This window comes from Chitinimonas koreensis (assembly GCF_014353015.1).
GTDB lineage: Bacteria > Pseudomonadota > Gammaproteobacteria > Burkholderiales > Chitinimonadaceae > Chitinimonas > Chitinimonas koreensis.
In genome coordinates, this window is record NZ_CP060704.1 from 5022604 (window position 1) to 5042308 (window position 19705).

The following is a 19705-nucleotide window of genomic DNA, read 5'->3' on the forward strand; positions in this document are numbered from 1 at the left end:
ACGGCGCTGCGAATAAAGGGCGCAGTCGGAAATGAATTCCGACCTACGACACGTTCCCGGCCAAGCGGCCGGTCGGAAAGGTGCATCTCGCACCAAGCAAGCGCTCAACTTTTCGCACGCCAGACTGACGCGAACGTCAACCAATCCACAGCAAAACATTGTTTTAAATAGGGTTTTACGAACCCAGCAATACAAGGAAAAGTCGCCATTCCGTTCGATGCAGCGCAACAATTGGGCTAGAATCGACGACCCGATCCAACGTCGACAGGGTGCCCCCTCGATGGCTGCCGAAGTCCCCGCCTGCGCGAAATTCCCTACAACTACACCTCGTTCTCCGACCGCGAGATCGTCATGCGCATCCTGGGCGAGGAAAGCTGGCACGTGCTCGACGCGCTGCGGCTCGAGCGCCGCACCGGCCGCTCGGCCCGCATGCTGTTCGAAGTGCTCGGCGACATCTGGGTGGTGCAGCGCAACCCCTACCTGCAGGACGACCTGCTCGACAACGCCAAGCGGCTGGCCGCGCTGACCGAGGCCATGCGCCACCGCCTGCGCGAGATCGACTCGCGCCGCGGCGACAATCCCTTCGTCGACGACCTGCTGGCGCGCGCGCGCCAGGCGGTGGACCGCTTCGAAGCGTTCTTCCCCGAGACCGCCGCGCTGCGCAAGAAGGTGATGAAGCGCATGGCCGGCCTGACCCGCCGCGACAACATCTGCTTCGACGGCCTGGCGCGCGTTTCGCACGTGACCGACGCCACCGACTGGCGCGTCGAATACCCGTTCGTGGTGCTCAACCCCGACCACGAGGACGAGATGGCCGGCCTGGTGAAGGCCTGCATCGAACTCGGCCTCACCATCATCCCGCGCGGCGGCGGCACCGGCTACACCGGCGGCGCCGTGCCGCTGACGCCCTACTCGGCGGTGATCAACACCGAGAAGCTCGACCGCCACCACGGCGTCGAATACATCGAGCTGCCCGGCGTCGAGGGCAAGGTCGCCACCATCAACTGCGGCGCCGGCGTGGTGACCAAGCGGGTGATGGAAGCGGCCGAGGCCGAGGGCCTGGTGTTCGCGGTCGACCCGACCTCGGCCGAGGCGAGCTGCATCGGCGGCAACGTGGCGATGAACGCCGGCGGCAAGAAGGCCGTGCTGTGGGGCACCGCGCTCGACAACCTGGCCTCGTGGAAGATGGTCGACCCCGACGGCAACTGGCTGCTGGTCGAACGCCTCGACCACAACCGCGGCAAGATCCACGACGCCGAGCTGGCCACCTTCCGGCTGCGGCGCTACCAGCCCGACGGCAAGACGCTGATCCGCGAGGAGACGCTCGAGATCCCCGGCCGGCAGTTCCGCAAGGTCGGCCTGGGCAAGGACGTCACCGACAAGTTCCTGGCCGGCCTGCCCGGCGTGCAGAAGGAAGGCACCGACGGCATCATCACCTCGGCGCGCTTCATCCTGCACCGCATGCCGGCGCACATCCGCACCGTCTGCCTCGAGTTCTTCGGCACCGTGGCACAGGCCACGCCGGCCATCGTCGAGATCAAGGACTACCTCGACAGACATCCCAAGGCCATCCTGGCCGGCCTCGAGCACCTCGACTGGCGCTATGTGCGCGCGGTCGGCTATGCCACCAAGGCCAAGTCCCGCGGCCGGCCCAAGATGGTGCTGCTGGCCGACATCGTGTCGGACGACGAGCAGGCGGTCGGCGAGGCCGCCAGCCAGGTGGTGCGCTTCGCCAACGCGCGGCACGGCGAGGGCTTCATCGCGGTGACCGCCGAGGCGCGCAAGAAATTCTGGCTCGACCGCAGCAAGACCGCCGCCATCGCGCGCCACACCAACGCCTTCAAGATCAACGAGGACGTGGTGATCCCGCTGCCGCGGCTGGGCGACTACTCGGACGGCATCGAGCGCATCAACATCGAGCTGAGCATCCAGAACAAGCTGCAGCTGCTCGACCGGCTCGACGCCTTCTTCAGCGAAGGCCGCCTGGTGGTCGACGCCGGCGACGCCGCGATCAGCCACGACGAGCTGATCGGCGACCGCCGCGAGGCCGCGCTGGCCCTCCTGCACGGGTGCAGGAACGCTGGCAGTGGGTGCTCGACCACCTCGACGACGCCTTCGAGCAGTACACCGCGCTCTACCCCAAGGCGCCGCTCGAGCCGGCCAGCGACATCGACCCGCCGCAGAGCGTGTTCCACGCGCTGCGCGACTTCGCGCTGCGCATCTCGTGGAAGCGCGAGCTGCTGGTCGAACTGAACGCGCTGTTCTCGGGCGAGGCCGACGCGCCGATCCGCGACGCGGTGCGCGCGATCCACAAGAAGACCCTGCACGGCCGCGTCTTCGTCGCGTTGCACATGCACGCCGGCGACGGCAACGTGCACACCAACCTGCCGGTCAATTCCGACGACTACGCCATGCTGCAGACCGCGCACAAGGCGGTCGCCCGCATCATGGTGCTGGCGCGCAGCCTCGACGGCGTGATCTCGGGCGAGCACGGCATCGGCATCACCAAGCTCGAATTCCTCAGCGAGGACGAGATCGGCCCGTTCCGCGCCTACAAGCAGCGCATCGACCCGCAGGGCCGCTTCAACAAGGGCAAGCTGCTGGCCGGCGCCGACCTGCGCAATGCCTACACGCCCTCGTTCGGCCTCCTGGGCGCCGAATCGCTGATCCTCGAGCAGAGCGACCTCGGCCAGATCTCGGACATGGTCAAGGACTGCCTGCGCTGCGGCAAATGCAAGCCGGTCTGCGCCACCCACGTGCCGCGCGCCAACCTGCTCTACTCGCCGCGCAACAAGATCCTCGGCGTGGGCCTCCTGACCGAGGCCTTCCTGTACGAGGAACAGACCCGCCGCGGCGTCAGCTTCAAGCACTTCGAGGAACTGGGCGACGTGGCCGACCACTGCACGGTCTGCCACAAGTGCGTGAACCCCTGCCCGGTGAAGATCGACTTCGGCGATGTGACGGTGGCGATGCGCAACTTCCTGCGCAAGACCGGCCACAAGAAGTTCAACCCCGGCACCGCGGCCGCCATGGCCTTCCTCACCGCCAAGGATCCGGCCACCATCAAGACGCTGCGCGCCGGCATGATGGGCGTGGGCTACAAGCTGCAGCGGCTGGGCAACCGGGTGCTCAAGGCGGCGGCGCGCGCGCAGACCGCGGCCCCGCCAGCCACCGTCGGCAAGCCCGAGGTGAAGACCCAGGTCATCCACTTCATCAACAAGAAGATGCCGGGCAACCTGCCCAAGAAGACCGCCCGCGCGCTGCTCGACGTCGAGGACGCCGCCATCGTGCCGGTGATCCGCAACCCCAAGGTGGCGGCCGAGGACAGCGAGGCGGTGTTCTACTTCCCCGGCTGCGGCTCGGAGCGGCTGTTCTCCCAGGTCGGCCTGGCCACCCAGGCCATGCTGTGGCACGTCGGCGCCACCACCGTGCTGCCGCCGGGCTACCTGTGCTGCGGCTATCCGCAGACCTCGGCCGGCTTCGCCGACAAGGGCGAGGCGATCACCACCGAGAACCGGGTGCTGTTCCACCGCGTCGCCAACACGCTGAACTACCTCGACATCAAGACCGTGATCGTCAGCTGCGGCACCTGCATGGATCAGCTCACGCGCTACCAGTTCGAGCAGATCTTCCCCGGCTGCCGCCTGCTCGACATCCACGAGTACCTGCTGGAGAAGGGCGTCAAGCTGGCCGGCGTGCAGGGCACGCGCTACATGTACCACGACCCCTGCCACACGCCGATCAAGACCATGAGCCCGATCAAGCTGGCCAACGACCTGATGGGCGGCGGCGTCGAGCTCAACGCGCGCTGCTGCGGCGAGTCGGGCACCTTCGCCGCCAGCCGGCCCGACGTGGCGACCCAGGTCCGCTTCCGCAAGGAAGAGGAGATGCGCCAGGGCGCCGAGGCGATCCGCGCCGGCACCGAGGACAAGGTCAAGGTGCTGACCTCCTGCCCCAGCTGCCTGCAGGGCCTGAGCCGCTACGACGAGGACGCCGGCACCGAGGCCGATTACATCGTGGTCGAGATCGCCCGCCACGTGCTCGGCGCGGACTGGATGCCGCAGTACGTCGAGACCGCGCGCAACGGCGGGATCGAACGGGTGCTGCTGTAGGGCCTGCGTCGAATTCGCAGCCGTGTGTGGATGAGTGCAGTGCAGGCGCCCGGGGACCCGGGCGCTTGTCTTTTGTGCGGGCTGAAGCGGTGGGCCCTACCCTGTTTCAACCCTGCCCTCCCGCCCCGCCGTCGCGGGGAGGCCTCGCTGGCGCTCGTCAGTGAGTCGAAATGGCACTGGAACACGATCAAACGTCGCCATCACCGACCCGTAGGTCGGAATTCATTCCGACAGCACGCCGCGAAAGTGCGGAAAGCCGCCAGGAATCCGTGGCAAACCGACCGCACTCGGCTATATTGCTGCCAACCGATTCAGACCCCGGCGGTCTCCCTCCCCTGCCGCCGGGGTGGTTGCGCCGGATCATCCCCGGGCCGCACCCGAAACGCCCCGGCACAACCGGGGCGTCTCCATTTCAGATGGATACGGCATTGGAAATGGCCACTGGTCGCGCCCAGCACCACGTCCATCGCCAGGCGGCCGCGAAGCCGCGCCGAGGCTTGAGTTCGCCGCCGCCTGCCCGCACAATGCCAACGTACTAAAGCGAGTGATCCATGGCTTCTTCCCCCTGCCCGCTGTGCGAACAACCTGGCGGCGAGCTGATCTGGCAATCCGCGCTCTACCGGGTGATCCTGGTCGACGAAGCGGGCTACCCCGGCTTCTGCCGCGTGGTGTTCAACCGCCACGTCGCCGAGATGACCGCGCTGCCGCCCGAGGAGCGCACTGCGCTGATGAACGCGGTGTATGCGGTGGAAGAAACCCTGCGCAGCGAGCTCGCGCCCGACAAGATCAATCTCGCCAGCCTGGGCAACGTGGTGCCGCACCTGCACTGGCACGTGATCCCGCGCTGGCGCGACGACCCGCATTTCCCCGCACCGATCTGGGCCGCCGCGGCACGCGAAGCGCCGACCCGGCCGGTCGACCTGACCCGGCTCAAGGCGGCGCTGGCCTCCCGGCTCTTGATGCTCGAATCGTTCGCAAAGGAGTGAGCCGATGAGCACCCCGCTCGACCTGCCCACCATCGACGGCTCGCAGCCGCTCGAATTCGCCGACGCGCGCGGCTTCAAGGACTGGCTCAAGCTGGTGCCGATGATCAACGTGCGCCAGGCGCACGGCGAGGTGCTCGACGCGCTGACCCGGCTCAACGTCAGCGCGGTGCTGCCGATCGAGCGGCTCAAGATGATGGAGCTCTTGCGCGAGCCGGTCGCGCTGCTGCAGGAAGAGAACGCCAAGCGCTACTTCGGCAAGCCCTTCCCGCTGTCGATGACCGAGGAGACGGTCTGGATCGGCAACGTGCAGCTGTGGCAGGCGATGAGCACCGGCTATCGCCATTGCTGGCATGCCGCACTGAAGAACGACGTCACCGTGTCCGAGCACAAGGCGCTGATCGGCCAGCGCGCGCTGCGCTACACCGCGCTGGCGATCCGCGAACACCACCTGGCCTTCCGCCTGGTGCCGACCGCGCGCTGGGAAGAGCTGTACTCGCTCTACCGCGTGGCGCAGGAGAGCGAGACCGCCACCAAGATCGTCAAGGACAGCCTCAACCGCCAGACCGAGCTGTCTTCGTGCACCGCGGCCTTCGTCCAGGCGCTGCTGCTGTCGGCCGCCAACCCCAGCGGCATGCCGGTGCGGCACATCCTGTGGGCCGACAAGCTGCTCGACCGCTGGTCCAACCAGGCGGTGCTGAGCGCCGAGCCGCCGGCCTCGGCCGAACGCGGCGTGCTGGCGATCGAGCTCAGCCATCCCGGCGAGCTCAAGCGCTACGACCCGGTGCCGGTCGGTCCCGAATGGCGCTATCTCGACATCGACACGGTCGCCAAGAGCATCAAGAAGCGGATCAAGTACCTGCGCGCCGGCGAATCGCCGGCCCAGCTCGGCCTCGGCGAGGAATACGCCGCCAGCGTGGCCGAGCACAACCTGGTCGGTCTCTACCAGGAATGGTGCGACCTGCCGCTCGAACGCGGCATGCCGCGCCACAAGCCGCGCCAGGACGCGCCGCCGGCCAGCGTCGGCCTGGGCCTCTTGGGCGCGCATTACGCCATCGGCGGCGAGCCGTTCTCGCAGCCGTCCGAGCCGACCGAGGTGCGCGGCCGCGCGATCGCCGACTACCAGCTGTTCGGCGGCCAGGCCCACCACCTGGCGGCGGCCAACAAGCAGCAGAAGGACGGCGACGCGGCGCCCGAGCTCGAATCCTGGCGCATCGACAACGAGAGCGCGCTGGGCTTCCGCCTGCACCGCGACGAACCCGGCGGCCGGTTGAGCCACGCGATGATGGTGGCGGTGCGGCCGCATCCCGACCAGTCGTGCATGGTCGGCGCGGTGCGCTGGCTGCTGGAGAATGGCCAGGGCGGCCTCACCATCGGCATCCGCATCCTGCCCGGCGTGCCGCGCGCGGTGTCGGTCCGGGCGACCGGCCTCAACAACTACTCGAACCGCTTCACCCAGGCGCTGCTGCTGCCGGCCATGCCGGCCCTGCAGGCGTTGCCGAGCCTGCTGCTGCCGACCACCTGGTTCAAGCCGGGGCGAATCATCGAGGTCCATCTCGACGGCCATATCAAGCGGATCAAGCTCGAGCAGGTGATCGAGCGCGGATTGGATTTCGAGCGGGTGTCGTTCCAGGGCGAACTGGGCTGATCCGCCGCGATCGGTGCCGCAGACGAACCAATGGCCGTCCCCCGGACGGCCATTCGCTTGGCGCAGTGCCCGGATCATCGCGAGGGCGGACAGGCGGCGCCGGGTTTCGTAGGTCGGAATTCATTTCCGACAGCGAGATCGGCCAAGGGCGCCGTCGGAAATGCATTCCGACCTACGGACGCGTCCGCCCGGCCCATCCGGTTTCGGATCGCGTCCATCACGGCCCCGCCGCTCACTCGCCCGGCCCGCTCCGCAGGGTCTCCCGCACCAGCGGCAGCGTCAGCGGCCGGCCGGCCGCCAGCGCCGCGCGGTCGAGCCGGTCGAGCAGCCGGGTCAGGTCGCCCAGGTCGCGGCTCTGGTGCGTCACCAGCCAGCGGCAGACCGCCTCGTCGACCTCGCAGCCGCGCGCCCGCGCGCGATGGCGCAGCAGCGTCGCCTTGTCCTCGTCGGCCGGCTCGCCGATCTCGAACACCAGGCCCCAGCCGAGCCGCGTCGTCAGGTCCTCGCGCAGCGCCAGCTGCGCCGGCGGGCGGCTGCCGGCGGTCACGATCACCCGGCCGGCTTCGCGCTGGGCGTTGATCAGGCCGAACAGCGCCACCTGGCCGGCATCGTCGAGCCCGTCGACATGGTCGACCGCCAAGAGCTCGTAACCGTGCGCCAGCTCGTCGAGCGGCGTCTCGGCCGCGTCCCAGTAGCGCGCATACAGGCCGCCGGCCAGCGCGCGCAGCACGGTGGCGCGCAGCAGGTGGCTCTTGCCGGTGCCGTGCGCGCCCCACAGGTAGACGCAGCCCTCGCCCGGCACGCCGTCGGCCAGCGCCTTGAGCGCCAGGAAGGCCTCGAGATTGGGGCCGATCAGGAAATCGTCGAAACCGAACGGCTCGGGCAGTTGCAGGTCGAGCGGGAGCTGCTTCATCGACTTACCGCCGGTACAGGTGGCTGTCGAGATAATGCCGCCGCAGCCGGCGCAGGCCGACCAGCAGCATCGCCGCCAGCGGCAGCGCCAGCAGCACGCCGACGAAGCCGAACAGCTGGCCGAAGGCCATCAGGGCGAAGATCACCGCCACCGGGTGCAGGCCGATGCGCTCGCCGACCAGCTTGGGCGTGACCACGAAACCCTCGATCAGCTGGCCCAGCAGGAACACCGCCCAGACCGGCAGCAGGCCGGCCAGCGACTGGAACTGCAGCAGCGCGGCCAGCGTGGCCAGCGCGACGCCGACGATCACGCCGAGATAGGGCACGAACACCAGGAGGCCCGCCACCACGCCGATCGCCAGCGAGGACTTGAGCCCGCACAGCCACAGGGCGACGCTGTAAAACAGCGACATGATCAGGATCACCGACAACTGGCCGCGCAGGAACTGGCCCAGCACGTCGTCGACCTCGTCGATCACGTCGTGCAGCAGCGCATGCCAGCGCCGCGGCGGCAATTCGTCCAGGCTGGCCAGCAAGGCATCCCAGTCGCGCAGGAAATAGAACAGCACCACCGGCACCAGCACCAGGTTGGCGACGAAGCCGAGCAGCGCCAGGCCGCCGGTCTTCAGCGAGGGCAGCATCGCGCCGAGCGCCTGGCCGGCCTCGCTGCCGTGGTCGGTCAGCCAGGTCTTGACCTGCTCGACGTCGAAATCGGGGTCGAAACCGGTGTGCATCATCAGCCAGGGCCGCGCCGTGTCGCGCAGCCAGGTCAGCAGTTCGGGACCGTAGTCGAGCACCGCGGCGAGCTGGCGGATGAACAGCGGCACCACCACCAGCACCAGCGCGATCAGCATCAGCGCCACGCCGGCCAGCACCGCGCTGACCGCCAGCGCGCGCGGCCAGCGTAGCGCGACCAGGCGGACCACCAGCGGCTCGAGGATGTAGGCCAGCACCGCGGCGGTGACGAAGGGCGCCAGCACCGGAGCGAGCAGGTAGAGCACGACCAGGGCGGACAAGCCCAGCGCGATCGGCCAGTAGCGGGACCAGACGGGTTTGAGCGGGCGGCGACGTTTCATTTCGGGTAAAATGCGCGCGATTTCCGGTGCTTAGACGAGATCGCCTGCGATCCTGCGGATCGTCGACGGAGCGCCGCATTGTAACCGTACCGCCGGCGCTCCCGCGCCGGTTTTCGTTCGCGAGCCCCCCATGAGCCAAGCCCAGAGCCTTTCCTACCGTGACGCCGGCGTCGACATCGACGCGGGCGACCAGTTGGTCGAGAACATCAAGCCTTTCGCCAAGCGCACCATGCGTCCCGAAGTGCTGAGCGGCATCGGCGGCTTCGGCGGCCTGGTCGAGATCAGCAAGAAGTTCAAGGAACCGGTGCTGGTCTCGGGCACCGACGGCGTCGGCACCAAGCTCAAGCTCGCCTTCGAGCTGAACCGCCACGACACGGTCGGCATCGACCTGGTGGCCATGAGCGTCAACGACATCCTGGTGCAGGGCGCCGAGCCGCTGTTCTTCCTCGACTACTTCGCCTGCGGCAAGCTCGACGTGACCGCCGCCACCGAGGTCATCAAGGGCATCGCCTCCGGCTGCGAGCAATCGGGCTGCGCGCTGATCGGCGGCGAGACCGCCGAGATGCCGGGCATGTACCCGGTCGGCGAATACGACCTGGCCGGCTTCGCGGTCGGCGTGGTCGAGAAGTCCAAGATCATCACCGGCGACAGCATCGTGGCCGGCGACGTGGTGCTCGGCCTGGCCTCCAACGGCGCCCACTCCAACGGCTACTCGCTGATCCGCAAGATCCTCCACCTGACCGAAGCCGACTACAACGCGCCGTTCGACCACGGCCGCTCGCTGGCCGACGTGGTGATGGCGCCGACCCGGCTCTACGTGAAGCCGATGCTCAAACTGATGGAAACCGTGACGGTGAAGGGCATGGCCCACATCACCGGCGGCGGCATCACCGAGAACGTGCCGCGCGTGCTGCCGGACGACGTGGTGGCCCAGATCGACGCCAAGTCCTGGCAACTGCCCAAGCTGTTCCAGTGGCTGCAGTCGCAGGGCAACGTCGAGACGCAGGAGATGTACCGCACCTTCAACTGCGGCATCGGCATGGTGGTGATCGTCGCCGCCGAGCATGCCGACGAAGCGACCCGCGTGCTGACCGAGACCGGCGAGACCGTCTACCGCATCGGCACGGTGCGTGCGCGCAGCGGCGACGAGCACCAGACCCAGGTCGCCTGATCGCGCGCCGGTATGCGGTGTGGCGACGATCGCTTGGCGCCACGCTGCAGCGCACGCCCATGGCAAAGCCGGGGGTTTGTGGTCCGAGAGCATCCAAACCCCGGCGTTCCCTGATTGATTCCGCCCCCCCCGCCCTCGCCGTCGCGAGGGAGCCTCGCTTCGCTCGAATGCATCGATTTGAGGTAGGCGCGGTTCAATCGACAGCGGGAGTCCTACCGTCGTTGAATCAACCGAATCCCCGGCACCGGTGCCGGCGAATCAATCTGAACCCTCAAGGACACAAGGGACTCGAATCCGGAAGTCCCTTGTGTCCTTTTGGGTTCCTAGGTCCCAGGAGCATCCGTTGAAGCAAGTCGTCATCCTGATTTCCGGCCGCGGCTCGAACATGCAGGCCATCGTCGAGGCCCAGATCCCCGGCGCCCGCATCGCCGCCGTGATCGCCAACCGGCCCGACGCGGCCGGCCTGGCCTGGGCCGCCGAGCGCGGCATCGCCACCGTCGGGCTCGACCACCGCGCCTACCCGAGCCGCGAGGCATTCGACGCCGCGCTGGCCGAGTCCATCGACGCCTTCTCGCCCGACCTCGTCGTGCTGGCCGGCTTCATGCGCATCCTCGGCGCCGACTTCACCGCGCGCTACGCCGGCCGCATGTTCAACATCCATCCCTCGCTGCTGCCGGCCTTCCCCGGCCTGCACACCCACCGCCGCGCGATCGAGTCGGGCTGCAAGCTGGCCGGCTGCACCGTGCACTTCGTCACCGCCGAGCTCGACCACGGCCCGATCGTGGCCCAGGCCGCGGTGCCGGTGCTCGACGAGGACGACGAGCACAGCCTGGCCGCGCGCGTGCTGAAGGAAGAGCACCGCCTCTACCCGGCCGCCGTGCGCGCCTTCGTCGAGGGCCGGCTGGCCGTCGACGGCCTGCGCGTGCGACAGATCGGTTGAGCGGCATGGCGCGGCCACGGCGAATCCCCCTGTTCCCCGTCGCGTTGGCCGCGTCGCTGCTGCTGCACCTGTTCACCGCCTTCGGCGAGCCGCTATGGCTCTGGCTGCAGAGCGATTCGCTCGACCCCGCCCCGCTGATCAAAGCCACCCAGCGCAAGCTCAAGGCGCAGTCGGTCGAAACCACCGAGCCGGCCGGGCTCGAAGGCGTGGCGCCGGCCGACCGGCTGCTGGTCCGGCTCGGCCGCCGGCCGGCCCGGCCGCCGCACGGCCAGCCGCCGCCGAGCGCCATGAGCCACCATCCGGCCGAGCCGCCGATCGAGCCCGAAAAGCCCACGCCCAGGCCGACGCCCGAGCCCGAAGCGACCACGCCGGCCGAGGTCGTCGCGGCGACGCCGACACCCGCGCCGACGCCGGCCGCCGAAGCCGCCGCGCAAGCCGTCCAGGCCACGCCCACCCCCTCGCCCGCAGCGGTCGCGCCGACGCCGACCGCGGTGGCCGCGAACGCCGAAGCGACGCCCAATCCGACCGATACCGCCAAGCCGGCCGGCAGCGACAGGCCGATCCTCGACGCCGCCTTCCCGCGCAAGGTCGACATCGCCTATACCGTCAAGGGCATCATCGAGGCGCAGCACCGCTGGCGCGTGCAGGGCAAGCGCTACGAGATCGACACCCGCGCCAGCTTCGGCGGCCTGGCCTTCGAGTGGAAGAGCGAGGGCGACATCGGCCGCCAGGGCCTGCGGCCGCGCCGCCTGCTCGAGTACCGCAACAACCAGCCGCAACCCAAGTACCAGGCCGATTTCGACTGGGACGCCAAGCTGGTGCGCCAGGGCGAGCCCGGCAAGCAGAAGGAAGTGCCGCTCGGCGACAACGCCTTCGACGCCTTCTCGGCCGCCTACCAGTTCGCCCTGCAGGGCGACCGCATGCCGAGCTTCGAGGTGCAGATCCTCAGCGGCCGCAACAGCTACCAGGTGCCGTTCGAGATCAAGGGCGAAACCGAGCTGACGCTGTCGGGCCGGAAGGTGCCGGTGCTGGTGATGACCGGCGCCTACAAGCAGCGCCGCTTCGAGTTCTACCTGGCGCCCGAGTGGCACAACCTGCCGGTGCGCATCCGCGCCGAGGACGGCGACAAGACCTACGACATGATCGCCACCGACATCGGCATCGACGGCAAGTCCGTGCTGCGCCGCATCCAGCGCGAGGCGCGCGACCGGTGAGCACGACTGCGATTCAGCCGCGCGTCAGCCGCCTGCGCCTAGGCTGCGGCTATCATCAGCAGGAGGTACACCCCATGATCCGTCCGACGCTCGCCCTGTTCGCCCTCGCCGCCGCCAGCCTCGCCCGCTGGCCGAGCCGCTGCCCGCGCGCGCCACCATCACCTACGAAGCCCGGCTCGGCGGCATGCCGGTCGGCGAGGCGGTGCAGCGCTGGACCTTGGCGCAAGGCCAGTACAAGCTCGACACCGAGATCAAGCCCATCCTCGGCCCGCGCATCCGCTACCAGAGCAGCGGCGCGGTCGGCAACGGCGGGCTCAAGCCGGCCGACTACGCCGAATACCGCGGCGGCGACACGCCGCGCAACCAGGTGCGCTTCGACTGGACCGCGCGCCAGGTCAGCTACGGCGCGCCCGACGCGCTCAAGAACGCCAAGCTGGACGACGGCGCGCAGGATCTCAACGCCCTGCCGTTCCAGCTGGCCTGGCTCGGCGACAAGAGCCCGGCCCGGGTCCAGGTGGTCACCGGCCGCAAGGTCCGCGACGATCGCTTCGCGCTGGCCGCGCCGGCCAGCGTCAGCCTCAAGGGCAAGACCGTCGCCGCCCGCGTCTGGCGCGTGCCCGAGGGGGCGATGCAACCGAATTCTGGCTGGCGCCGGAGCTGGGCAACCTGCCGGTGAAGATCGTCCGCCGCGACGACCACGGCGAGCTGCAGCTGGTCGCCAAGCAACTCGATTACCAAACTGATTGAACCTGACGGAAAACCATGTCCATCCCTTCGGCCCCCTTCCATGCCGCCCTCGATGCCCTGCGTGCCGCGCTGGGCTTCGCCGCCCCGGCCGACGCCGTGCTGTCGCGCTTCTTCCGCGAGAACCCCAAGCTCGGCAGCCATGACCGCGCCTTCGTGGCCGAAGCGGTGTTCGGCGTGCTGCGCCAGAAATTCACGCTCGACCGCATCTGCGCGCCCGATCCGACCCCGCGCAAGCTGCTGCTGGCCTTCCTGGCGCGCAGCGGCCACAACCTGCGCGAGTTCGAGCAGATCGTGAAGCGCGAGGACGAGCGCACCTTCCTGGCCGGCGTGAAGGCATTCAAGAACGACAGCCTGAGCGCGGCCGAGCGCGCCGAGCTGCCCGACTGGGCTGCCGCCGAGCTGCTGGCCGGCGGCATGGACGAAACGGCGCTGGTGGAGCTGGGCCGCGCGCTGGCGCAGCCGGCCCCGCTCGACCTCCGGGTGAACACGCTGAAGATGAAGCGCGAGGCGGTGCTGCAGGAACTGGCCGCGCTCGGCCTCGAGGCCGCCGCCACGCCGCTGTCGCCGTTCGGCATCCGCATCCATGGCCGGCCCTCGATCAGCCGCCATACGCTGTTCACCGAGGGCGCCATCGAGGTGCAGGACGAGGGCAGCCAGCTGCTCGGCCTGCTGGTCGCGCCGCGGCGCGGCGAGATGGTGGCCGACTTCTGCGCCGGCGCCGGCGGCAAGACGCTGCTCCTGGGCATGCTGATGGCGTCGACCGGCCGGCTGTACGCCTTCGACGTCAGCGAGAAGCGGCTGGCCAACCTCAAGCCGCGGCTGGCGCGCTCGGGCCTGTCCAACGTGCAGCCGCAGCGCATCGAGAGCGAGAACGACGCGCGGGTGAAGCGGCTGGCCGGCAAGATCGACCGGGTGCTGGTCGATGCGCCCTGCTCCGGCCTCGGCACGCTGCGGCGCAATCCCGACCTCAAGTTCCGCCAGAGCGCGGCCGCGGTCGACGAGCTCAACGCCAAGCAGGCCGCCATCCTGGCCTCGGCCGCCCGGCTGGTGAAGGTCGGCGGCCGGCTGGTCTACGCGACCTGCTCGATCCTGCCGCGCGAGAACCAGGACATCGTCGAGGCCTTCCTGGCCGCGCATCCCGGCTTCGAGCTGGTACCGGCCAATACGGTGCTGGCCGAGCAGAAGGTGGAGCTCGATACCGGCGACTACCTGCGGCTCGATCCGCAGCGGCATGGCTGCGACGGCTTCTTCGCCGCGGTGCTGACCCGCAAGGCCTGATTCCCGGCCGGACGAACGAAAAGGGCGCGTTTCGCAACGCGCCCTTTTTGCATCCTGCTGCCAATCCATCGCGGCTCGAGCCGCCGCCATCGTCGATCGTTGGGTAGGAGCGGCTTCAGCCGCGAGTGATCATGACAGAACGAACGGCTTCGCGGCTAAAGCCGCTCCTACACATTCCCGAACGGCACGGTCAATGCGCCGATACCTTGGAGAACAGGTTGAGCACCACCACGCCGGCCACGATCAGGCCCATGCCGATCATCGCCGCCAGGTCCAGCGCCTGGCCGAAGCGCAGCCAGGCGATCAGCGCGATCAGCACCACGCCGACGCCGGACCAGACCGCGTAAGCGATGCCGACCGGCATGCTGCGCAGCGTCAGCGACAGGAAGTAGAAGGCCACCGCGTAGCCGAGCGCCACCACCAGCGACGGCAAGGTCCGGCTGAAGCCGTCCGAAGCCTTCAGCGCCGAGGTCGCGATCACCTCGGCGACGATGGCGATGGCCAGGTAGAGCCAGTGCACGGCCTTACTTCACCACGCGCAGGTGGCCGCGGCCGGCCGGCGGCGGGGTGGGTTTGTCGTCGTCGTCCTCGGCGCGGGCCACGGCCGGCTCGGCCTCGGCGACTTCGGCATCCACCGGCGCGGCCTCGGCCGGGGCCGCCTCGGGCTCGCTGGAGACCGCGCGCAGCGGCGCCACGCGTTCCGGCATGACTTCGCTGCCGTCGAATTCCGGCTCCCAGGCCATGCCCTCGCCGGTCTCGCGCGCGAACAGCGAGACCACCGCGCCGACCGGCACGAAGATGTCGCGGCTGACGCCGTTGAAGCGCGCCGAGAAGCGCACGTAGTCGTCGCCGAGCTGCAGGTTGCGGGTGGCGTTGTAGCTCACGTTGAGCGTGATCTCGCCGCCCTTCACGTATTCCATCGGCACCTGCATGGTGCCCTTCACCGCCACCACCATATAGGGCGTGTGGCCGTGGTCGGAACACCACTCATGGATGGCGCGCAGCAGGTAGGGCTTGATCGGGACGGATTTCATGGCGGACCGCGGGATTGGAGCGTGGAGGCGGGACTGCGGGGCGAGGAACGCGGCACGGCTGCGCCGCGTTCCGGCCCGGACGGGTATTACTTGCGCATGGCCTTTTCGTTCGGCGTCATCGAATCGATGAAGGCCTGGCGGCCGAACAGGCGCTCGGCGTACTTGAGGATCGGCGCCATCGGCTTGGACACTTCCACGCCGTAGTGCTCCAGGCGCCACAGCAGCGGAGCGATAGCCACGTCGAGCATCGAGAACTCCTCGCCCAGCATGAACTTCTGCTTGGCGAAGATCGGCGCGATCTGGCCGAGGTTGTCGCGGATCACGCCGCGGGCCTTCTCCAGATCCTTCTTCGAGGTGCCGCTGGTCTCGAGCACCTTCACGTGCACGAACAGCTCGCGCTCGAAGTTGTGCAGCATCAGGCGGGCGCGGCCGCGCATGATCGGATCGGCCGGCATCAGCTGCGGGTGCGGGAAGCGCTCGTCGATGTACTCGTTGATGATGTTCGACTCGTACAGCACCAGGTCGCGCTCGACCAGCACCGGCACTTCGTTGTACGGGTTCATCACCGCCAGGTCTTCCGGCTTGTTGTGCATGTCCACGTCGACGATCTGGAAGTCCATGCCCTTCTCGAACAGGACGATGCGGCAACGGTGGCTGAAGGGGCAGGAGGTGCCGGAATACAGGGTCATCATATCGGTAGGAACTCCATCGACGGCAAGGATAGGTAAGAACGGGATTTTATCATTTCGTCTATGACGAAATCCACAAAATCAAGATAAGTCAATGATTAAAAAGAAAAAAGCGGAAGTTTTACCTTCCGCTTTTCCATGCTGGCGAGCATCGATCAATGGATGTCGCGCCAGTATTCCTTCTTCAGCAGGTAGGCCATCGGCACCAGGATGAACATCAGGAACAGCAGCACGCCGTAGCCGATGTGCTGGCGCGTCACCTGCGCCGGCTCGCCCATCCAGACCAGGTAGTTGGTCAGGTCGGCCATCTTGTTGTCGTAGTCGAAGGTGTTGGCCTTGCCGTCGGCCAGGCGGGTCAGCGAACCGGGCTTGACCAGCACCAGCTCGTGGGTCTCGACCTTGTGGCCTTCGTGGGTCTGCCACGAGCGCACCACGTTGCCCTTCGCCTCTTCGCCGTGGCCTTCGCCTTCGACCTTGCGCAGCTCGAGGTCGCCCTGCAGCTGCCACAGCACGTGCGGCATGCCGACCTTGTCGAACACCGCGTTGTTCCAGCCGGTCGGCCGGCTTTCGTCGCGGTAGAAGCTGCGCAGGTAGGTATAGAGCCAGTCGGCGCCGCGCGAGCGGGCGACCAGCGACAGGTCCGGCGGCGTGGCGCCGAACCAGGCCTTGCCGTCCTTGGCCTGCATGGCCACGCGCATCGGCTCGCCGATCTTCTCGGTGGTGAACATCAGGTTGTCCTTCACCTGCTGTTCGGTCAGGCCGAGATCTAGCAGCCGGTTGTAGCGCATGGCGGCGGCGCCGTGGCAGGACAGGCAGTAGTTGACGAACAGCTGGGCACCGCGCTGCACCGACTCGGCGTCGCGCACGTTGAGCGGGGCGGCGTCCAGCGCGACCTCGGTCGACGCCGTGGCGGCCACCGGCAGCAGCAGCGCGCAGGCGGCGAGGATCTGAGCGATCTTGTTTTTCATCTTTGTCCGTCTCCCTTGTCAGACCAGCTTGGCGAACACGAAGGCGCCGATCACGGCGATGCCGACGTACATCAGGAAAGCCAGCTGGCGATGGGTATTGGTATCGGTGACGCGATCGGGAACCGGCACGCTGCCCGGGTCGTTCTTGGTGAAGAACGGCATGCCGAGGAAGAAGCCGAAGTAGATCACGCTGAAGATCTGCGACAGGATGGTGCGCAGGTCGGTCGGCGCCTTGGCGCCCAGGATGCCGAGGCCGATGAAGGAGATCAGGAACAGCACCAGCGCGATCTTGAACTTGCGGCCGCGGTAGCGGATCGACTTGATCGGGCTGCGGTCGAGCCAGGGCAGGAAGGCGATGATGACCACCGCGGCACCCATGCCGATCACGCCCCAGACCTGGGTCCCCAGGAAGGACGGGATCGCGCGCAGGATCGCGTAGAACGGCGTGAAGTACCAGACCGGTGCGATATGCGGCGGGGTCTTCAGCGGATCGGCCGGGTCGAAGTTCGGATGCTCGAGGAAGAAGCCGCCCATTTCAGGCGCGAAGAACACCACGTAGCTGAAGATGACCAGGAAGACCGCGACGCCGAAGATGTCCTTCACCGTGTAGTACGGGTGGAAGCCGATGCCGTCGAGCGGGATGCCGGTCTTGGGATCCTTGTGCTTCTTGATCTCGACGCCGTCGGGGTTGTTCGAGCCGACTTCGTGCAGCGCCACCAGGTGGGCGACCACCAGGGCCAGCAGCACCAGCGGCACGGCGATCACGTGCAGCGCGAAGAAGCGGTTCAGCGTCGCGTCGGACACCACGAAGTCGCCGCGGATCCACACCGACAGGTCCGGGCCAATGACCGGGATCGAGCTGAACAGGTTCACGATCACCTGGGCGCCCCAGAACGACATCTGGCCCCACGGCAGCAGGTAGCCGAGGAAGGCTTCGGCCATCAGGCACAGGAAGATCAGCATGCCGAAGATCCAGATCAGCTCGCGCGGCTGCTTGTAGGAGCCGTAGACGAGGCCGCGGAACATGTGCAGGTAGACCACCACGAAGAACATCGAGGCGCCGGTCGAGTGCATGTAGCGGATGATCCAGCCGCCGGCCACGTCGCGCATGATGTACTCGACCGAGGTGAAGGCGACCGAGACGTTGGTGCCGGGCAGCAGCGAGCCGTCCGGCTTGTAGTTCATCGTCAGGAAGATGCCGGTGACGATCTGGATCACCAGCACCAGGAGCGCCAGCGAACCGAAGTAGTACCAGAAGTTGAAGTTCTTCGGCGCGTAGTACTCGGACATGTGCTCCTTGTACATCTTCGTCGCCGGGAAACGGTCGTCGACCCAGGTCATGACCGTGTTGCTCAGGGCTTGCAGCTTGCTCATGTCGGTCCTTCCCTCTTATTTGTCTTCGCCGACCAGCACCGTGGTGGCGCTGAGGTACTTGTAGGGCGGGATGACCAGGTTCTTCGGCGCGGGAACGCCGGAATAGACGCGGCCGGCCAGGTCGAACTTGGAGCCGTGGCAGGGGCAGTAGAAGCCGCCCACCCAGTCGGCGCCCAGATCGGCCGGAGCGATGTCGGGACGGAAGGTCGGCGAGCAGCCGAGGTGGGTGCACACGCCCAGCGCGATCCAGATGTTGGCGTGATCCTCGCGCGAGCGCAGCTTGTTCTTGGCATAGTCGGGCTGCTCGCTGCTGTCGGACGTGACGTCGACCAGCTTGGACTCGACCTTGGCCAGGTTGTCGACCATTTCCTTGGTGCGGTTGACCACCCACACCGGCTTGCCGCGCCACTCGACGTCGATCTTCTGACCGGGTTCGAGCTTGCTGATGTCGACTTCTACCGGTGCGCCGGCTGCCTTGGCACGCTCGGACGGGAAGAAGCTGGCGATGAACGGCGTGGCGACACCGACCACCGCGACGCCGCCGACGGCGCCGGTCGCGAGCGTCAGGAAGCGCCGCTTGCTGTTATCCACTTGATTCGTCATACCCAGTCCCTGACTTTGTGACTTTTAAGAATGAGGAGGCTTAACTCGGGAATTTTAACCGATTCGCCCGGCCAGGATAAGCCTTTGCAGCGCTGTGGTTATTGGCGGGGCCACCGGCCGGCCGCGCGGTGGGTCAATCGCTTTGATCGAACGTGCGATCCGAAGCGCCTGGACCGGTCAGATCGGGTTGTCGAGCTCGACGTAACGCCACTCTAGGCCGAACTGCCCGGCCAGGTGGGCCGCCAGCGCCTGCACGCCGTAGCGCTCGCTGGCGTGGTGGCCGGCGGCGATGAAGCCGACGCCGTGTTCGAGCGCGGCGTGGTAGTTGTGCTCGGACGCCTCGCCGGTCAGGTAGGCGTCGCAACCGGCCGCGATCGCCTCGCCGAAATAGCCCTGCGCGCCGCCGCTGCACCAGCCGACCCGGTGCAAGGGCCAGGCCGGATCGCCGATCACCACCGGCCGGCGGCCGAGCGCGGCCTCGACGCGCGCGGCGAATTCGCCCAGCGTGGTCGCGGCCTCCGGCGCGCCGTACCAGCCGAGCGACTGCTCGCCGAAGCGGCCTTCGCCGACCAGGCCGAGCCGCAGCCCGAGCTGGGCGTTGTTGCCGAGCTCCGGGTGGGCGTCGAGCGGCAGGTGATAGGCCAGCAGGCCGATGTCGTGCGCCAGCAGCTTAGCCAGCCGCCGCCGCTTGGTGCCGACCACGCGCGCATCCTCGTTGCGCCAGAAATAACCGTGGTGGACCAGGATCGCGTCGGCCTGCCAGGCGATGGCAGCATCGATCAGCGCCTCGCTGGCGGTGACGCCGCAGACCAGCCGGCCGACTTCGGCGCGTCCCTCGACTTGCAATCCGTTCGGGGCATAATCCTTGAAGCGATCGAGCTGGAGCAGTTGTCCGGTATAATTTTCCAGTTCGCGCAATAACATAGCTGCAACTCTCGAGGCCGCGTCGAAGCGCC

General features: G+C 68.0%; 16 protein-coding genes and 1 pseudogene. 8 read left to right on the plus strand and 9 right to left on the minus strand.

The features are described 5' to 3' along the window. Positions 1 to 300: 300 nt before the first annotated feature. The 3 genes and pseudogenes from H9L41_RS21180 to H9L41_RS21190 all read left to right on the plus strand — a co-directional run bounded on the left by H9L41_RS21180 (position 301) and on the right by H9L41_RS21190 (position 6743). Positions 301 to 4112 (plus strand): annotated as a pseudogene (locus H9L41_RS21180) (DUF3683 domain-containing protein). Positions 4113 to 4663: 551 nt separating this feature from the next. After that, positions 4664 to 5098: an HIT family protein gene (locus H9L41_RS21185; RefSeq protein ID WP_028447657.1), complete on the plus strand. Its 435-nt coding sequence runs from the start codon at positions 4664 to 4666 to the stop codon at positions 5096 to 5098. 4 nt (positions 5099 to 5102) lie between these two features. After that, on the plus strand, positions 5103 to 6743 hold the full coding sequence (locus H9L41_RS21190) for a cyclic-di-GMP receptor FimW-related protein (protein WP_028447658.1): 1641 nt from the start codon (positions 5103 to 5105) through the stop codon (positions 6741 to 6743). Between the two features lie 232 nt (positions 6744 to 6975). Here the strand turns inward: H9L41_RS21190 and hda are convergent, their stop codons facing one another. After that, positions 6976 to 7656 carry a DnaA regulatory inactivator Hda gene (gene hda, locus H9L41_RS21195; RefSeq protein WP_034607928.1) on the minus strand — a complete coding sequence of 227 codons (681 nt, stop codon included), beginning with the start codon at positions 7654 to 7656 and terminating at the stop codon, positions 6976 to 6978. Positions 7657 to 7660: 4 nt separating this feature from the next. After that, positions 7661 to 8731 (minus strand): AI-2E family transporter, encoded by a 1071-nt coding sequence (locus tag H9L41_RS21200; protein ID WP_034607931.1) that lies wholly within the window; start codon positions 8729 to 8731, stop codon positions 7661 to 7663. A gap of 130 nt (positions 8732 to 8861) precedes the next feature. On the opposite strand from H9L41_RS21200, the gene purM reads away from it, so the two are divergent. The 5 genes from purM to H9L41_RS21225 all read left to right on the plus strand — a co-directional run bounded on the left by purM (position 8862) and on the right by H9L41_RS21225 (position 14081). Next, complete coding sequence (gene purM, locus H9L41_RS21205) at positions 8862 to 9902, plus strand: phosphoribosylformylglycinamidine cyclo-ligase (protein ID WP_028447661.1); 1041 nt, start codon at positions 8862 to 8864, stop codon at positions 9900 to 9902. Between the two features lie 343 nt (positions 9903 to 10245). Then, positions 10246 to 10842 (plus strand): phosphoribosylglycinamide formyltransferase, encoded by a 597-nt coding sequence (gene purN, locus H9L41_RS21210; RefSeq protein ID WP_028447662.1) that lies wholly within the window; start codon positions 10246 to 10248, stop codon positions 10840 to 10842. A 44-nt stretch (positions 10843 to 10886) separates the two neighbouring features. Next, entirely contained in the window at positions 10887 to 12056 is a 1170-nt protein-coding gene (locus tag H9L41_RS21215) for a DUF3108 domain-containing protein (protein WP_028447663.1), read from the plus strand. Between the two features lie 184 nt (positions 12057 to 12240). Further along, on the plus strand, positions 12241 to 12732 hold the full coding sequence (locus tag H9L41_RS21220) for a DUF3108 domain-containing protein (RefSeq protein WP_373282067.1): 492 nt from the start codon (positions 12241 to 12243) through the stop codon (positions 12730 to 12732). Positions 12733 to 12824: 92 nt separating this feature from the next. Continuing rightward, a complete protein-coding gene (locus tag H9L41_RS21225; RefSeq protein WP_373278958.1) occupies positions 12825 to 14081 on the plus strand; it encodes an RsmB/NOP family class I SAM-dependent RNA methyltransferase in 1257 nt (418 codons plus the stop codon). A gap of 190 nt (positions 14082 to 14271) precedes the next feature. On the opposite strand, the gene H9L41_RS21230 is transcribed toward H9L41_RS21225, so the two are convergent. From H9L41_RS21230 to H9L41_RS21260, 7 genes are all read right to left on the minus strand, one after another. After that, positions 14272 to 14601 (minus strand): DMT family transporter, encoded by a 330-nt coding sequence (locus tag H9L41_RS21230; RefSeq protein WP_028447665.1) that lies wholly within the window; start codon positions 14599 to 14601, stop codon positions 14272 to 14274. Between the two features lie 4 nt (positions 14602 to 14605). Beyond that, positions 14606 to 15115 (minus strand): ClpXP protease specificity-enhancing factor, encoded by a 510-nt coding sequence (locus tag H9L41_RS21235; protein ID WP_028447666.1) that lies wholly within the window; start codon positions 15113 to 15115, stop codon positions 14606 to 14608. An 86-nt stretch (positions 15116 to 15201) separates the two neighbouring features. Continuing rightward, complete coding sequence (locus H9L41_RS21240; RefSeq protein ID WP_028447667.1) at positions 15202 to 15807, minus strand: glutathione S-transferase N-terminal domain-containing protein; 606 nt, start codon at positions 15805 to 15807, stop codon at positions 15202 to 15204. 152 nt (positions 15808 to 15959) lie between these two features. Continuing rightward, positions 15960 to 16772, minus strand: a complete 813-nt coding sequence (locus H9L41_RS21245) for a cytochrome c1 (RefSeq protein WP_028447668.1) — start codon at positions 16770 to 16772, stop codon at positions 15960 to 15962. An 18-nt stretch (positions 16773 to 16790) separates the two neighbouring features. After that, the gene (locus tag H9L41_RS21250) at positions 16791 to 18146 is read right to left on the minus strand and encodes a cytochrome b (protein ID WP_028447669.1); all 1356 of its coding nucleotides are present in this window, start codon (positions 18144 to 18146) and stop codon (positions 16791 to 16793) included. A 15-nt stretch (positions 18147 to 18161) separates the two neighbouring features. Continuing rightward, on the minus strand, positions 18162 to 18749 hold the full coding sequence (gene petA, locus H9L41_RS21255; protein WP_028447670.1) for a ubiquinol-cytochrome c reductase iron-sulfur subunit: 588 nt from the start codon (positions 18747 to 18749) through the stop codon (positions 18162 to 18164). Between the two features lie 177 nt (positions 18750 to 18926). Beyond that, positions 18927 to 19673: a Nif3-like dinuclear metal center hexameric protein gene (locus tag H9L41_RS21260; RefSeq protein WP_028447671.1), complete on the minus strand. Its 747-nt coding sequence runs from the start codon at positions 19671 to 19673 to the stop codon at positions 18927 to 18929. Positions 19674 to 19705: the final 32 nt, after the last annotated feature.

Excerpts from the sequence above, each read along its gene's own strand:
- H9L41_RS21185 (WP_028447657.1), top strand. The coding sequence starts at position 4,664 with ATGGCTTCTTCCCCCTGCCCGCTGTGCGAACAACCTGGCGGCGAGCTG.
- H9L41_RS21190 (WP_028447658.1), top strand. The coding sequence starts at position 5,103 with ATGAGCACCCCGCTCGACCTGCCCACCATCGACGGCTCGCAGCCGCTC.
- hda (WP_034607928.1), bottom strand. The coding sequence starts at position 7,656 with ATGAAGCAGCTCCCGCTCGACCTGCAACTGCCCGAGCCGTTCGGTTTC.
- H9L41_RS21200 (WP_034607931.1), bottom strand. The coding sequence starts at position 8,731 with ATGAAACGTCGCCGCCCGCTCAAACCCGTCTGGTCCCGCTACTGGCCG.
- purM (WP_028447661.1), top strand. The coding sequence starts at position 8,862 with ATGAGCCAAGCCCAGAGCCTTTCCTACCGTGACGCCGGCGTCGACATC.
- H9L41_RS21220 (WP_373282067.1), top strand. The coding sequence starts at position 12,241 with ATGCCGGTCGGCGAGGCGGTGCAGCGCTGGACCTTGGCGCAAGGCCAG.
- H9L41_RS21235 (WP_028447666.1), bottom strand. The coding sequence starts at position 15,115 with ATGAAATCCGTCCCGATCAAGCCCTACCTGCTGCGCGCCATCCATGAG.
- H9L41_RS21240 (WP_028447667.1), bottom strand. The coding sequence starts at position 15,807 with ATGATGACCCTGTATTCCGGCACCTCCTGCCCCTTCAGCCACCGTTGC.
- H9L41_RS21245 (WP_028447668.1), bottom strand. The coding sequence starts at position 16,772 with ATGAAAAACAAGATCGCTCAGATCCTCGCCGCCTGCGCGCTGCTGCTG.
- H9L41_RS21250 (WP_028447669.1), bottom strand. The coding sequence starts at position 18,146 with ATGAGCAAGCTGCAAGCCCTGAGCAACACGGTCATGACCTGGGTCGAC.
- petA (WP_028447670.1), bottom strand. The coding sequence starts at position 18,749 with ATGACGAATCAAGTGGATAACAGCAAGCGGCGCTTCCTGACGCTCGCG.
- H9L41_RS21260 (WP_028447671.1), bottom strand. The coding sequence starts at position 19,673 with ATGTTATTGCGCGAACTGGAAAATTATACCGGACAACTGCTCCAGCTC.